The organism is Microbacterium sp. K27, from assembly GCF_004794435.1.
GTDB lineage: Bacteria > Actinomycetota > Actinomycetes > Actinomycetales > Microbacteriaceae > Microbacterium > Microbacterium maritypicum_A.
Map to the genome: position 1 here is coordinate 38,771 of NZ_SSDK01000037.1, position 13,506 is coordinate 52,276.

The 13,506-nt window shown below is 70.4% G+C and carries 16 protein-coding genes; 2 read left to right on the top strand and 14 right to left on the bottom strand.

The window, feature by feature from the left end; genetic code table 11:
* Positions 1-5 precede the first annotated feature (5 nt).
* From DW307_RS08700 to DW307_RS08765, 14 genes are all read right to left on the bottom strand, one after another.
* Complete coding sequence (locus tag DW307_RS08700; protein WP_136024531.1) at positions 6-1,439, bottom strand: flagellar hook-length control protein FliK; 1,434 nt, start codon at positions 1,437-1,439, stop codon at positions 6-8.
* Complete coding sequence (locus tag DW307_RS08705; RefSeq protein WP_029267013.1) at positions 1,436-1,864, bottom strand: hypothetical protein; 429 nt, start codon at positions 1,862-1,864, stop codon at positions 1,436-1,438. Before DW307_RS08705 ends, DW307_RS08700 begins: the two co-directional genes overlap by 4 nt.
* Positions 1,861-3,156, bottom strand: a complete 1,296-nt coding sequence (locus DW307_RS08710) for a FliI/YscN family ATPase (RefSeq protein ID WP_029258624.1) — start codon at positions 3,154-3,156, stop codon at positions 1,861-1,863. The genes DW307_RS08705 and DW307_RS08710 overlap by 4 nt, the downstream gene beginning before the upstream one ends.
* Positions 3,153-3,758, bottom strand: a complete 606-nt coding sequence (locus tag DW307_RS08715) for a FliH/SctL family protein (RefSeq protein ID WP_081859756.1) — start codon at positions 3,756-3,758, stop codon at positions 3,153-3,155. The genes DW307_RS08710 and DW307_RS08715 overlap by 4 nt, the downstream gene beginning before the upstream one ends.
* Entirely contained in the window at positions 3,748-4,752 is a 1,005-nt protein-coding gene (fliG, locus tag DW307_RS08720; protein ID WP_029258622.1) for a flagellar motor switch protein FliG, read from the bottom strand. Before fliG ends, DW307_RS08715 begins: the two co-directional genes overlap by 11 nt.
* Positions 4,749-6,371: a flagellar basal-body MS-ring/collar protein FliF gene (gene fliF / locus DW307_RS08725; protein ID WP_136024532.1), complete on the bottom strand. Its 1,623-nt coding sequence runs from the start codon at positions 6,369-6,371 to the stop codon at positions 4,749-4,751. The genes fliG and fliF overlap by 4 nt, the downstream gene beginning before the upstream one ends.
* A complete protein-coding gene (fliE, locus tag DW307_RS08730) occupies positions 6,371-6,676 on the bottom strand; it encodes a flagellar hook-basal body complex protein FliE (protein ID WP_021198934.1) in 306 nt (101 codons plus the stop codon). Before fliE ends, fliF begins: the two co-directional genes overlap by 1 nt.
* Complete coding sequence (locus tag DW307_RS08735; protein WP_021198933.1) at positions 6,676-7,068, bottom strand: flagellar basal body rod protein FlgC; 393 nt, start codon at positions 7,066-7,068, stop codon at positions 6,676-6,678. The genes fliE and DW307_RS08735 overlap by 1 nt, the downstream gene beginning before the upstream one ends.
* Entirely contained in the window at positions 7,065-7,406 is a 342-nt protein-coding gene (locus DW307_RS08740) for a flagellar basal body rod protein FlgB (protein ID WP_021198932.1), read from the bottom strand. Before DW307_RS08740 ends, DW307_RS08735 begins: the two co-directional genes overlap by 4 nt.
* Positions 7,407-7,518: 112 nt before the next feature.
* Positions 7,519-7,815 carry a hypothetical protein gene (locus DW307_RS08745; RefSeq protein WP_136024533.1) on the bottom strand — a complete coding sequence of 99 codons (297 nt, stop codon included), beginning with the start codon at positions 7,813-7,815 and terminating at the stop codon, positions 7,519-7,521.
* The gene (fliS, locus tag DW307_RS08750) at positions 7,812-8,198 is read right to left on the bottom strand and encodes a flagellar export chaperone FliS (protein WP_029258619.1); all 387 of its coding nucleotides are present in this window, start codon (positions 8,196-8,198) and stop codon (positions 7,812-7,814) included. The genes DW307_RS08745 and fliS overlap by 4 nt, the downstream gene beginning before the upstream one ends.
* 2 nt (positions 8,199-8,200) lie before the next feature.
* On the bottom strand, positions 8,201-9,589 hold the full coding sequence (gene fliD, locus DW307_RS08755) for a flagellar filament capping protein FliD (protein WP_136024534.1): 1,389 nt from the start codon (positions 9,587-9,589) through the stop codon (positions 8,201-8,203).
* A 69-nt stretch (positions 9,590-9,658) separates the two neighbouring features.
* The gene (locus DW307_RS08760) at positions 9,659-10,489 is read right to left on the bottom strand and encodes a flagellin N-terminal helical domain-containing protein (protein ID WP_021198928.1); all 831 of its coding nucleotides are present in this window, start codon (positions 10,487-10,489) and stop codon (positions 9,659-9,661) included.
* Between the two features lie 108 nt (positions 10,490-10,597).
* Positions 10,598-11,398: a sigma-70 family RNA polymerase sigma factor gene (locus tag DW307_RS08765; RefSeq protein ID WP_136024535.1), complete on the bottom strand. Its 801-nt coding sequence runs from the start codon at positions 11,396-11,398 to the stop codon at positions 10,598-10,600.
* Positions 11,399-11,594: 196 nt separating this feature from the next.
* On the opposite strand from DW307_RS08765, the gene DW307_RS08770 reads away from it, so the two are divergent.
* Positions 11,595-12,077, top strand: a complete 483-nt coding sequence (locus DW307_RS08770; protein ID WP_021198926.1) for a flagellar protein FlgN — start codon at positions 11,595-11,597, stop codon at positions 12,075-12,077.
* A 13-nt stretch (positions 12,078-12,090) separates the two neighbouring features.
* The gene (gene flgK, locus DW307_RS08775; RefSeq protein WP_021198925.1) at positions 12,091-13,500 is read left to right on the top strand and encodes a flagellar hook-associated protein FlgK; all 1,410 of its coding nucleotides are present in this window, start codon (positions 12,091-12,093) and stop codon (positions 13,498-13,500) included.
* Positions 13,501-13,506: the final 6 nt, after the last annotated feature.

A 13,506-nucleotide genomic window follows, 5' to 3' on the forward strand; every position in this document is an offset into this window, starting at 1 on the left:
TCGGATCAGGCGAAGACGTCGATGCCGCCGTGCGGCGCGATGAGGGACGGGGGAGAGGCGGGGTCTGCGGGTGACGACGGATCAGTCGGCAGAGCGCCGTCGGGCGTGGTGGGCAGGGCATTCGCGTCGCGACCCGTGCCGGTTCCCGGCTGGCCGCCGTGAGTCCCGGTGGCGCCGTTCCCGGAACCGCCGTTGCTCCCGGAACCGGTGCCGTTGCCCGGGGCGGAATGCTGCGGGTTCGACGACGCCGCGCCGTCGTCCGCGCTCGACAGCAGGAGCGAGGCGTGCGGTGCCGCAGCGGCCAGGTCGCGGCGCAGGTCGATGAGGATCGCACGGAGCGCCTCTCTGCCGAGGTCGTTCGGCGCGTGCAGCTCGATGTGGATGGCACCGCCGGAGATGTGCGCCCGCACGGTCACGGGACCGAGGTTCTCGGGCGACACCGTCAGGGTGAGGCTGTGGTCGCCGTCCGGAGCCTGGGCGAGCGACACCACGGGCGCGGCGATCTGCGGGAGCAGCGCGGGCCGGGCGGTGGGGACCGCGACCGGAGCCGCCACGGAGGTCACGGGCGCAGGGGCGGGCGTGGTGCCCACGGGAGGAAGGGCCGCGTCACCCGGCGTCGCTGTCGGCGTGGCTGTCGGCGAGGGAGACGCCGTGGCGACGGGAGTCGAGGTCGCCGCAGCAGCGGATGTCGCGGCATCCGGGAAGCTGTCGCCGACGGTCACGGACGTCTCCGACGTTCCTGTCCGGGTTGTCGGGATCGGGGTTCCGGGACCGCCGAGGACGGTCGGGCTCGGATTCCCACCGACGCTGATGCGGGGGACGGTCGGGAGAGCCGGGGTCGCCGACGGCGCTGCGTGGCCGGCCGTGCCGATCGCGGCCGTCACCGCAGGCGCGACGCCTCCCGGAACAGGAGCGGCCGTGGGTCCGGGAGTGGAACTCTGCGACGACGCGAGCATGCGGGTCTCTGCGTTCGCGGGGACCGCTGCCGGAGCCGCCGACGGAGAAGCCGGAGCGCCGATCGACCCGGTGTGCGCGGCAAGCCCTGCGGCACCGGCCTCGTCCTCGATCGTCCCCTCGGCGATCGTCGTCGGATCCGCGCCGTCGGGCGCAGGCCCCGGCACGAGGGGGGCTCGGGCCGCAGAGCCGTCGATGCCGACCACGGCACCATCCGGAGACGCCGGGTGACTCGGCGTGGGCGCAGGGAGGACAGGCGGGGGAGACGGGATCGGCGCGTCCGACGCCGAACCGTCCGCCGATGATCCGCCGGCAGACGACGCGGCGGATGATCCGGCGAGAGCATCGGTCGAGGCGCGCGAGGCATCCAGGATGACGTCGGCGAATGCCGCAGCTCCCGGCGTGACCTGCCGGGAGTGTGCGGGTGTACCCGATGCGCGATTCGTCCGCGCGCCGAGCAGATCCACGATGCCGAGAGACGTCATGCCTGGCCCTCCCTGTCCGTCTGGGCGCGCGCGCCGATCTCGTCGAGTTCGGCCTGCTCCGCGTGCAGCTCGGCGGCCCGCACCTGCAGTGCGTGCGCCTGGGCGAGCCTGTCGAGTCCGCGCATCGCTCGCCGCGCGTCCGCGTGCTCGGTTCGTGCCTGATCGACCGTCTGCTCCTGCATCTCCGAAAGCGTCGCGAGGTCGGCGAGCAGGGTCCGGCCGGCCACACGGGCGGCAGCGAGGGCGGCGAGGGAGCGCACGTCGACGGCCTCGCTCCCGACGCCCGACAGGTGCGCGCGCAGCGAGCGGTCGCGGGCCTCGGTGTGCTGGGCGTCGATCACGGCGCGCGAGAGCCGCTGAGCTGCCGCGCGCTCCTGGATCTCGCGTACGCGCAGCAGACCGGCCAGGGAGAAGGACCGCGTCATGAGACTCCTCCGAACGCCGTGACGAGTTCGTCCAGCCGCCGCCATGATTCGCCGATCTCGCTCGTCTCGTCGAGGGACTGGGTGAGGAAGGCGCTGATGGCCTTCTCGTGGGCGACCGCCGCGTCGATGCGGGCGTCCGCCCCGGCCTGGTACGCGCCGATGTCGATGAGATCGTTCGCGCGCCGCCGCGCCGCGAGCACGGCGCGCAGCGTGGCCGCATGCGCCCGGCGTTCGGGAGCGGTGACCTTGCCGGCCACCCGTGACACCGAGCCGAGCACGTCGATCGCGGGATGGTGACCGGAGAGAGCGAGGGCGCGATCGAGCACCACGTGACCGTCGAGGATCGACCGGACGGCGTCGGCGATGGGCTCGTTGTGGTCGTCGCCGTCGACGAGCACGGTGTAGATGCCGGTGATCGAGCCGCGGGTGTCGGTGCCCGCCCGCTCGAGCAGGCCGGCGAGGAGGGAGAACGTCGAAGGCGGATAGCCCCGGGTGGCGGGAGGCTCCCCGGCTGAGAGGCCGATCTCCCGCTGCGCCATCGCCACGCGGGTGAGCGAGTCCATCATCAGGATCGCGTGGGCGCCGTCGTCGCGGAACGCCTCGGCGATCCGCGTGGCGGTGTAGGCCGCACGGATGCGCGCCATGGCAGGCTGGTCCGAGGTCGAGACGACGACGACCGAGCGGGCGAGCCCGTCGGGTCCCAGATCGTCTTCGATGAACTCGCGCACCTCGCGACCGCGCTCGCCGACGAGGGCGATCACGGTGACTTCCGCCTCGGTGCCGCGCGCGATCATCGACAGCAGCGAGGACTTGCCCACACCGGAGCCGGCGAAGAGGCCGACACGCTGCCCGCGTCCGACGCTCACGAGCGTGTCGAGCGCGCGTACGCCGAGGGGAAGAGGCGAGTCGATCCGGTCGCGCCCCATGATCGAGGGCGGAGCATGGTCGAGGCTCACGGGGACGGCACCGGTCAGGGGCCCCTTCCCGTCGATCGGGCGCCCCAGCCCGTCGAGGACCCGTCCGAGCAGCGCGGTACCGGTCGGTACACGCAGCGCCCCTCCGCGTGCGCGCGCCGGAGCGCCGACCGTGAGGCCGGCGACGGGGGCGAGCGGCATGCATCGCAGTCCGCCCTCGCCGATCGCAACAACCTCGGCATCGATGCCGTCGAGGGCCACGACGTCGCCGACCGCTCCCTCGAGTCCGCGCACCTGCACACTCAGCCCGCGCACCTGGGAGACCTCCCCGACACGCTCCGGTCGCACCGCTTCGCGCACCGCGTCCCAGGCGTTCATGCACCGGCCTCGGCGAGGGCGCGGCGGGCGCGCTCGAGCGCACGGGCGACGCGGGCGTCGATGTGCCCGTGGGGCAGGGTCGCGATGGCGTCACCCCGGGCGAGCGTGTCGTCGGCGATGAGCGCGATGCCGGCCGGTTCGGCTGCCGATCCTCGAAGCGTCCGGAGGTCGTCCGGGTGCAGGCGCACCTCGCGGATCTCCGACGGGTCGACACCGCTGACGGCTCGTCGCGCGGCGGCTGCGGCGGAGGCGCCGGCATCGGAGAGCTCCCCGGCGACGATCAGCTCCGCGAGCTCGATCGCGCACCGCAGCACGTGGTCCTGCGCGGCCGTGGTCAGTTCGCGTTCGCGCTCGTTCAGCGACCGAGCGGCGGCGTGGAGCACGGCGACCGCGCGCGCGACCTCTCCGGCTTCGACCGCCTCACGGGCGGCCCATGCCTCCTCCGCCACGCGCTGTGCCGCCTCCGCCTCGGCGCGGCCGGCGCGAAAGCCTTCCGCGTGTCCGTCGGCATAGCCGCGCATTTTCGCCCTGGCATGCTCCTCTCCGCTCCCGCGTCCGTCGAGACGCGGGAACAGCACCGGAGAGAAGGCGTCAGTAGACATACTCGTCCTCGTCCGCGCGCTGCACAGTGATGTCGCCGGCCGCCTCGAGCGCGCGGATCGTGCGCACGATCTCGGCTCTGGCCTCCTCCACCTGGGACACACGCACCGGGCCGAGGGTGCGGGCTTCCTCGTCGAGGTTCTCCCTGTTCCGTTCGGAGACGTTGCGCCGGATGAGGTCGGCGATGGGCTGGTGCGCACCCTTCAGCGCGAGGGCGAGCGAGCGGATGTCCATGCCCCGCAGCACGCGCTGCGTGTCGCGGTCGTCGAGCTTGACGATGTCGGCGAAGGTGAACATGCGCGAGCGGATGTCCTCCGCGAGGGCACTGTCCCTGTCCTCGATGCTCGCCAGGAGGGCCTTCTCGACCGTCGCCCCGGAGCGGGCGATGATCTCGACGAGCGGTTCCACACCGCCGAGCACCTCGGGGGTGTCGCGTGCGGCGAACGTCCCGGTCCGCGCCTTGAGCGCATCCGCCACGATCGCGATGGCCTCCTGCGATGCGGTTCCCATCGTCGCGATCGCATGCGCGACATCGGTGCGGGTGGGGTCGGGAAGGGCGGCCAGCACCGCGGCGGCGCGGTCGGTCGGCAGGTGGGCGAGCACCAGGGCGACGGTCTGCGGGAGCTCGCCGTCCAGAAGGGTCGCCAGCTGCGCAGGGTCGGCGGATCCGAGGAATTCGAAGGACGACGTCATCGAGGAGGAACCGACTCTGCCGAGCACGGCGGCGGCACGTTCGGCGCCGAACGTCGCCTCCAGCAGTCCTGCGGCGATGTCGCGGCCGCCACGGGCGGGCGGCAGGTGGCCCGAGGCGATCCGGTGGAACTGTCCGAGAGCCTGCGCTGTGGTCGCCGCATCGAGGTTCTGCAGGTCGATGATCTCGGCGGCGACGGCCTCCGCCTCGGATTCGGAGAGGTGCTTCATCACCTCGATCGCCTGCGCGCGATCGAGGTTCATCAGCACGACCGCCGCTGTCTGCCTGTCGGTCAGTCCGGTCATACCTGCTGCCTGTCGTCGATGAGGGTCCGCAGCAGGTCGGCCGTGCGCTTCGGGTCCTGCCGGGTGAGGGAGTCGATCTCGGCGCGGCGGCGCTCGAGGCTGACCTGCGCGGGTTCCGGGTCGGGCTCCGGCTCCGGGTCGGGAGCCGTCTCGAGGAAGGCGAGCGGAGTGGTCGGCGCCTGGTCGATCGCCGCGGTGGCACCGGCATCGAGGACGGTGAGCGCGGGCGGGCGCTCGCCGAAGAGCTGGTCGAACTCGGTGTCGGCGCTGCTGCGTCGGCGTGCACGGATGATGAGGGCGGCGAGGCCGGCGAGCAGGGGGATGGCGATGGCGGCGGCGATGATGATCGTGTTCAGCAGCGCGGCCTGACGTGCGGCCCCCTCGGCGTCCTTCGCGGCCTGGAGCGCGGCCTGCGCCGCTTCGGAGCTGGTCTGGTTGAACGAGACGAGCTCGACCGCGATCGAGTCTCCGCGCTCGGTGTCTATACCGGCGGCGCTCTCGACGAGGTCGCTCAGCTGAGCGGTGCTCAGGTCACCGCCCGCCCCCGCGTCGACCGCGACCGAGACCGACTGGCGCAGCAGCGATCCGGCGGGAGTGGACGTGCTCTGTGTGCTCTTGTTGACGGCGTTGGTCTTCGAGGTCTCGGTGGACTCGGAGGTTCCGTCGCCGTCGGCGGACGGGACGGCGATGTTGTCGGGGCCGAGCACGCCGGCGTTCGAGCTCGAGCCGTTCTGCCGGTCGGTCCTGGTCTGCTCCGTGAGCGGGGGAGCGCCTTCGGCCGGGGTGTAGGTCTCTTCGACGCGCTCGTTGACCGAGTGGTCGATCTCGGCGACGACGGTCACCTTGGCGTTGCCGGGCCCGACGACGGTGTCGAGCATCTGCTGCACGTTCGCGGTGACCCGCGCCTCGTAGTCGCTGGCCTGCTGGTCGATGCCGCCGGTGGTCCCGACACCCGCGGCGGAGAGGGTCTGCCCGCTCTGGTCCACGACGGCGACGTTCTCGGGCTTCATGCCGCTGACCGCGGCAGAGGTCAGGTGCACGATGGCCTCGACCTGCTTCGGCGACAGCGTCGAGCTGCCGGAGGTCTCCACGAAGACGGAGGCGGTGGGATCGACGGTCTCCGAGACGAAGACGCTCTCCTCGGGGATCGCGAGCTGCACCGATGCGGCGGTCACACCCTTGATCGAGGAGATCGTCGCGGCGAGCTCGCCCTCGATGGCCCGCTTGAAGGTCACCGACTGCTGGAACTCGCTCGTCGTGACGCCCATCTTGTCCAGCAGCGAGTATCCGCCGGAGCTGGTGCCGGGGAGCCCCGCCGACGCGGCGGCGAGCCGCTGGTCGTAGACGTCCTTCTCGGGGACGAGGACGGTCGCTCCTCCGTCGGCGAGTTCGTACGGCACCGATGACGACCGCAGCTGTTCGACCACGGCGTTCGCGTCGGAGGCGCTCATGCCGGAGAACAGCGGCGTGTACGTCGGGCGGCTGAGCCAGCTGGAGAGCGCGACGATGCCGAGGGCGAGCACGGCGACGCCGATGATGGCGATCGTGCGCTGGGCGAGCGAGAAGCCCGCGATCACGCGTCCGATGCGCTGGAACACGTTCGTGACGGCCTGGGGCATCAGGCTTGCATCCGCATGATCTCGTTGAACGCGTCGACACCCTTGTTGCGCACGGCGGCGACGAGTTCGAGGGTCACGGATGCGCGCGAGGACGCGATCATCGCGGAGTGGATGTCGTCGAGGTCGCCGGTGACGGCCGCGACTTTGAGCTTGTCGGACTCGGACTGCAGCGAACGCAGCTCGTCGATGGCCCCGGTCACGCTGCTCGCGAAGGCGGTGTCGTCGGTGGCCGTGGTCGTCGCGGGGGCGGGCGGGGCGAGCGTGAAACCGGAGGAGATGGCTTCGATGCCGGGGAGTGAGGCCATCAGCTGCGTCCGATCTGGAGGGCGGATTCGTAGGAGTTGCGTGCGCGGTCGACGATGGCCGCACTCGCCTGGTAGCCGCGCTGGGCGAGGATGAGCTGGCTCATCTGGTCACCCAGGTCGATGTCGGGGTAGCGCACGTAGCCGTCCGCGTCCGCGAGAGGATGGTCGGGCTGATGGACGAGGCGTCCCTGCGCGCTGCCCTGCGCGGTTCCGGCCACGTACACGCCCGGGGACTGATCGCTCGTCTGGGCGAGGATGTACCTGGCCCGGAAGGCCGCCCCGTTGCTGGGGGCGGCGGTGTTGATATTGGCGATGTTGTCGCTGATGGCGTCGAGCCACTTGCGGTGCACGGTCAGGCCGGTGCCGGCGATGCCGATGGCGTCGAAGGTCATGAGGTCCTCATCGCGGTGCGCATCGACGTGAACGATCCGTTCACGGCCTGCGTCGCGAACTGATAGCGCAGCATCGTGTCGATGCTGGACAGGGTTTCGGTGTCGAGGTTGACGTTGTTGCCGTTCAGGCGCGTGGGTTCGAGCGAGGTGCCGACCGTCGCGCCAACCCGTCCGTCGCCCGCATCGATCGAGCGGGCGAGCGCCTCTTCGAACTGCACGCGCTTGGCGTGATAGTTCGGGGTGTTGATGTTGGCGATGTTGTCGGAGATCGCGCGCTGGCGCTGCGCGAGGCCGTCGAGCGCACTCGTCAGTGCGTTGATGGTCACAGAATCGAACACGAACCGGCTCCCCGTGTGTGGCTGGTATGGCCGATCCATGGCCGAGTCTTGCGAGCCATCCGTGCTCGCCCTGCTCTATCGGCAGGGTCGTCCGCGATGTTAGGAAGCGGTTTCACCCGTCGACGTCGAGGTAGGCGGGCTCTTCGGGACGGCGCGTGCTCGGGATGCGGCTCACGGCGCCGAGATGCCGACGCATGCCGTCGAGGTCGGAACGGGCACGGTCCATCGCTGAGCGCTGGAGGTCGATCACCCGCCGGGCGTGGTCGGCGAGAGAAGGGGGAAGCGGCGTGCGCGGCGGCGTCCATGGGGCGAGGGTGGCCTCGGCGGCGGCACCGGGGGCGGCGTCGAGGATCTGCTCGGCCTCCTCCTCGAGTCGGTCGAGCAGCGAGGTCCACTCTTCCACGCTCACGCCCGCGCCTCGGCCACCGTGCGCGCGGCCTCGTGCCAGGCGTCGCGCAGGGGGGAGATGATCTCGTGGCAGGCGTGCGTGCGCTCGGGATCGCGACCGATGTTGGCCCCGATGAGCGTCTGCGACAGGAACACGTACAGCGAGCGCAGACCCGCACTGCCGTTCCAGTCGTCGGTGAGCGACGAGGACAGTTCCGAGACGATCGCCTGCGCGTGCTGCAGCTGGGCGTTCGCCTCCTCCCAGTCCTCGGCGCGCTGGGCGACCTCTCCGCGTTCGATGTCGAGCAGGAGACGGTCGTAGAGCATCGTGACGAGACGCTCGGGCGGTGCCGACAGCACGGCGTCGTCACGGTAGCGCTGCTGGGCGCGCAGGGCGGCGTTCATGCTCACTTCCCGGAGTTCGAGCTCGAGCCCGGCAGGGCGGCGATCTGGGACGACAGGTACGAGGACTGCGACTGCAGCTGCGACAGCATGACCTCGAGGCGGGCGTAGGTGCGCTCGAGAGTGGACTTGCGCTGCGCGAGGCGGACGTCCCAGCGTTCCATCTGCTCGCCGAGACCCTTCACCTCGCTCTCCTGGCCGGTGATGCGCGTGGTGAGCAGGCCGTCGTACTTGTCGGAGTAGACCTTCGAGGTGTCCTGCACCCGCGAGGCGATGTCGGAGAACAGCCCGGCGACCGCGTCGGGGTCCTTCGCGAGTGCCTCGGCGAACTTCTTCTCGTCGAAGCTGAGCACGCCGTACATGTCGGTCGAGATGCCGATAGACGACGGGGAGACGCCGTTCACGGGGTGCTGCACCGCGTCGGCGAGGGCCGTGCGGAGTCCTCGGACCGCGCTGTCGCCGGTGAAGACGCCCAGTGTGGTCTTGTCGCCCTGCTTGGCGGCGACGGTCGCCTTCGAGCCGTTGTCGATGCGGGTCAGGATGTCCTTGACGGCGGCGATGAAGTCGGCGGACGCCTTGGTGCGTGCCGCGGTGTCGACGGCGACGCCGATGGTGACGGGGGCCGCGGAGACGGCGGAGACGGTCACGTCGACGCCGTCGAACAGGTCGGTGAACGTGTTGCTCGACGACGTCAACACCTGCTCGGCGCTGGTGCCCGCCCACAGCCGCACCTGCGCATCGGCGCCGACGTCGATGACGGCTGCTCCTGCTTCGGTGGAGATGTCGGAGGCGGTGCCCGCAGCGACCGCCGCGGTGTCTCCGCGATAGGCGCGGAACTGTCCGGCTTCCCCGGAATCCGCGGCACGCAGCTGCAGGCGGTGCATGGGGTTGCCGTCGGCGTCGCGTCCGGCGGGAACGGCCGCGGCGACGATGCCGAAGCCCGCTTCGTTCACGGCCCGCGCGACATCCTGCATCGACGTGGAGTCGGCCGTGACCTGCACGCGCTCGCCCTTCGCGTTCTCGAGGGTGATCACGGGCGGGTCGACGGGCCAGCCGTTGGAGGCGGCCGAGACGATGGTGTGGTTCTTGGCGACCTTGTCGACGACGATGTCGGCCGCGAGCGGCGCCGCACCCTCGCGGGTGGCGACGGTGACCGTGGGAGAGGACGACGTGGTGGTGAAGCGGGCCAGCCCGTCGCGCGTCGCGGCCTTCTCCGCCGCCGTGGCGAGGTTCTGCACGGCGGTGTTCAGTGTCCGCAGCTGGGTGACGATGCCGTTCTTGTCATCCATCTTCGCCTTGAGCAGCGAACGGGGGATGGCCGCGACATCCATCAGCGCCTTGATGACCTCGGTGGTCTTCAGGCCGGAGACGAGGCCGTCGAGCGAGAGGGACATGGTCGCCTTTCCAGGTCGGGAGCGGACAGGGTCCGGGCGCCGGTGGGCGCCCGGACCCTATGGCATGGTTCAGCGCAGGAGCTGGAGCACGCCCTGGTTGGCCTGGTTGGCCTGGGCCAGCATCGCCGTACCTGCCTGGGACAGGATGTTCTTCGACGTGAACTTGACCATCTCGGACGCCATGTCGGTGTCGCGGATACGGCTCTCGGCAGCGGCGAGGTTCTCCGCCGACACGTTGAGGCTGTTGATGGTCGACTCGAAGCGGTTCTGCAGCGCACCATAGCCGGCACGTGCGGTCGAGACCGCCTGGATCTGCGTGTCGATGCCCGCCAGTGCGGTACCGTACGTCGCCGCGTCCGTCATGGTCGCCGCGAGCGTCTTGATGTCGGCACCGAGGGTGGCGAAGTCGGTCAGGGCGACCGAGATCTGGTCCTCGGCGGCGACGGAGCCCGCACCGACCTGGAACGTCAGCGTGTCGCCACCCGAGAGCAGCTTGATGCCGTTGAAGTTCGTGCTGCCGGCGATCCGGGTGAGCTCATCACCGAGGGTGTTGATCTCCTTCTGGATCGCGTCGCGCGACTTCGCGTTGTTCGAGTCGTTCGCACCCTGAGCGGTCAGGTCGCGAACGCGCTGCAGGATCGAGTGGACCTCGGTCAGGGCGCCTTCCGCGGTCTGGATGACCGAGATGCCGTCCTGGGCGTTGCGTGCCGCGACGTTCAGACCGTTGACCTGCGAACGCAGGCCCTCAGAGATCGCGAGGCCTGCAGCGTCGTCGGCCGCGCGGTTGATGCGGAAGCCGCTGGACAGCTTCTCGAGCGACTTCGACAGGTCGTTCTGGGTGTTGGACAGGTTGCGGTAGGCGTTGAGGGCCGACACGTTCGTGCTGATCTGCATACCCATAAGGGTTCTCCTCCGTGAATGGTGTTGTGCGGGAGACCATCCGTGGTCTCCCGGTCACACCTATCGGCGGAGGGGACGCGGGCGTTAGCCGTGCGTATGGGAATCGACTCAGGCGGGTGCCGGATCGCGGAAGACCCCGGCGATCCGGGAACCCGCGACGTCGGCGATCCGTGTGAAGTAGGCATCGCGGGCGCCGGCGGAGACCCGCGTCGTGGTGGTCGGTGCGGTCCCTTCGGCGAAGAACCGATCCAGGGCGTCGCGCAACAACCGGATCGCCTCCGATCGCTGCTGCGACACGGCCGAGTGCGTCACGCCCAGCTCTTCGGCGATCTCCTTGACCGGACGCTCGTCGAAGTAGACGGCCTGCACGATCCGGCGCATCCGCTCGGGAAGGGCGGCGACGGCCTGTTCGAGCACCTCGCGCCGTTCCCCGACCAGAGCGGATTCCTCGGGGAGGGGGATGTCGGCGGCGACGTCCCGGGCCGAGGGATCGTCGATGGTGGTGAGCGTCCTGGCGGCATCGCCGAGCGCTTCGATGACGACCTCTTTCGGAACGCCCATCGCCGTGGCGACCTCGGTCGCCGTGGCGGTCCGGCCGAGACCGGCGGTCAGGGTCTCGCGGACGGCGACGGTCTCCTTGATGCGTTTGCGGATGCCCCGGGAGGCCCAGTCCATCGAGCGCATCTCGTCGGCGAAGGCGCCGAGGATGCGACGACGGGCATAGGCGCCGAAGGGCACTCCGAGCTCGGGGTCGAAGGCCTCGGCCGCGGTCACGAGCGCGAGCGCTCCGACGCCGGCGAGCTCGTCGCGGGGGATGTGGGTGGCACGGGCATGGGTCTCGGCGGCGAGGTATCCGACCAGAGGGAGGTTGCTCTCGATGAGCAGATTGCGCTCAGCGCGCGACGACATGGGGGATGATCCACCTCTCTGGATGCACTCCGGAAGTTCCGAGGAGATGAACAGATGCACATATCACACTTCTCGTGATCTGTACATGGGGAGAACTGTCCATCGCCGTTCCACATAGTAACGTTAGGCGAGCGCTGGCCGATAGTGACCTTTGGCCGCGTTGTCAGGCGGGGCGATCACTGGGGAAAAGGGGATCATGGGAGCCAACGAACTATCGATACAGCTGTGGCGCGAGCGTGAACTGCTCGAGATGCTGCTCTTCAAACTCGATGAGCAGCAGTTGCTGCTCGCCGCCGGAAGATCCCAATGGATCCAGTTTGCCGCGCGCGAGATCGATCAGGTACTCGACAGGCTGCGTGGCGCGGGGCTCGCCCGCACCGTCGAGGTCGCGACCGTCGCCGAGGAGTGGGGAGCTCCCGACGCGACGACCATCCGCGAACTGATCGCGCACGCCCCCGAAGGCGCATGGCAGGAGGTGTTCGCCGACCACCTGCGCGCGCTCACGAAGCTCGCCGCCGAGGTCGAGCAGATGCGCGACGCCAATGCCGAGCAGCTCAGCGGCGTGCTCCGCGCGACGCAGGAGACCATCGCCGCACTCGGACACGACACCGGCGAGTACACGACCAAGGGTGACCGCGCACGCGACGACGCTGCGCGCATCATCGACACCGAGATGTGACCGAGAGGGGATCATGTCGACCTTCAGTGGACTGAACACGGCGGCCAGCGGATTGGCCGCCGCCCGGCGCGGCATGGACGTGGTCGGGCAGAACATCGCCAACCAGAAGACCGAGGGATACACGCGCCAGCGCGTGACGACCTCCGCGGTCGCCGCGATCGCGCAGACCGGCCGTTTCAGCGTCGGTGCCCTCCCGGGGCACGGCGTGTCCATCGACGGGGTGGCGCGACTGGGTGACGCTCTTCTCGACGCCAGGGTGCGTGACGCCCTCGGTGCCTCGGGGTACTGGTCCACCCGGGCCGTGGCCGCGACCACGATCGAGGCATCGCTGGCCGAGCCGACCGCGAACGGACTCGCGGCGCGGCTGTCGAAGTTCTGGTCCGGCTGGCAGGATCTCGCGAACACCCCGGATTCGGGTGCGGCGGCATCGAGCATCCTCGAATCGGCGAAGGAGCTCGCCTCGCACATCGCCGGCGGGTATCGCAACGTCGCCACGCAATGGAGCAACGCCCGCGACTCCGCCGATCGCACGGTCTCGCAGGTGAATGCGACCGCCGACCAGATCGCGGTGCTCAACGACGAGATCCGCGACGCGCTCGCCTCCGGTCGCTCGGCGAACGAGCTGATGGATCAGCGCAGCGTCCTCGCGCAGAACGTGGCGAGGATGTCCGGGGCAGCGGCCACGATCGAGGCCGACGGCACGATGACGGTCCGCCTCGGGGGCAACGCACTGGTCTCGGGTTCCGACGCCCGCCATCTCGTGTTGACGGGCCCGGCCTCGATCGACTCCGGTCAGCGCTTCAGCCTTTCCTGGGCGTCCGCGCCCGATCTCCCCGTGTCGATCGACGGCGGCGAGCTCGGCGCCTCGCTCTCGGTTCTGGCACCCGCGGCCGACGGCGGCATGCTCGCCGGACTCGCGGCGACCTACGACACTGTGGCGACGGCCCTCGCCGACGCGATGAACGCGCAGCACCGGGCGGGCGTCACCTCCACGGGCCAGGCCGGCGGCGACTTCTTCACCCTCCCCGCCACCGGATCCGCAGCGCTCGGTCTGAAGGTCGCGGTCGGATCCGCCTCCGAACTGGCGCTCGCCGCCCCGGGGTCGGGGGCGTTGGACGCGACGAACGCCGACCTGATCTCCCAGATCGGCCGGCGCGCCGGCTCTCCCGATGCGATCTGGTCCGATCAGGTCACCCGGTTCGGCGTCGCGACGGCCGCCGACGTGCAGCGCGCCAAGCTCTCCGATTCCGCTGCAGTCGCCGCGGTCGGCGCACAGCAGTCGGTCGCGGCTGTCGACGGCGACGAGGAGACGATCAGCCTGCTCACCTACCAGACCGCCTACCAGGCCGCAGCCCGCGTGATGACCGCGGTGGATGAGGCGCTCGACGTGCTCATCAACCGCACGGGTCTCGTCGGACGCTGAGCGAAG

Coding starts and splice junctions, on each gene's coding strand:
- DW307_RS08700 (WP_136024531.1), bottom strand. CDS start 1,439: ATGACGTCTCTCGGCATCGTGGATCTGCTCGGCGCGCGGACGAATCGC.
- DW307_RS08705 (WP_029267013.1), bottom strand. CDS start 1,864: ATGACGCGGTCCTTCTCCCTGGCCGGTCTGCTGCGCGTACGCGAGATC.
- DW307_RS08710 (WP_029258624.1), bottom strand. CDS start 3,156: ATGAACGCCTGGGACGCGGTGCGCGAAGCGGTGCGACCGGAGCGTGTC.
- DW307_RS08715 (WP_081859756.1), bottom strand. CDS start 3,758: ATGTCTACTGACGCCTTCTCTCCGGTGCTGTTCCCGCGTCTCGACGGA.
- fliG (WP_029258622.1), bottom strand. CDS start 4,752: ATGACCGGACTGACCGACAGGCAGACAGCGGCGGTCGTGCTGATGAAC.
- fliF (WP_136024532.1), bottom strand. CDS start 6,371: ATGCCCCAGGCCGTCACGAACGTGTTCCAGCGCATCGGACGCGTGATC.
- fliE (WP_021198934.1), bottom strand. CDS start 6,676: ATGGCCTCACTCCCCGGCATCGAAGCCATCTCCTCCGGTTTCACGCTC.
- DW307_RS08735 (WP_021198933.1), bottom strand. CDS start 7,068: ATGACCTTCGACGCCATCGGCATCGCCGGCACCGGCCTGACCGTGCAC.
- fliS (WP_029258619.1), bottom strand. CDS start 8,198: ATGAACGCCGCCCTGCGCGCCCAGCAGCGCTACCGTGACGACGCCGTG.
- fliD (WP_136024534.1), bottom strand. CDS start 9,589: ATGTCCCTCTCGCTCGACGGCCTCGTCTCCGGCCTGAAGACCACCGAG.
- DW307_RS08760 (WP_021198928.1), bottom strand. CDS start 10,489: ATGGGTATGCAGATCAGCACGAACGTGTCGGCCCTCAACGCCTACCGC.
- DW307_RS08765 (WP_136024535.1), bottom strand. CDS start 11,398: ATGTCGTCGCGCGCTGAGCGCAATCTGCTCATCGAGAGCAACCTCCCT.
- DW307_RS08770 (WP_021198926.1), top strand. CDS start 11,595: ATGGGAGCCAACGAACTATCGATACAGCTGTGGCGCGAGCGTGAACTG.
- flgK (WP_021198925.1), top strand. CDS start 12,091: ATGTCGACCTTCAGTGGACTGAACACGGCGGCCAGCGGATTGGCCGCC.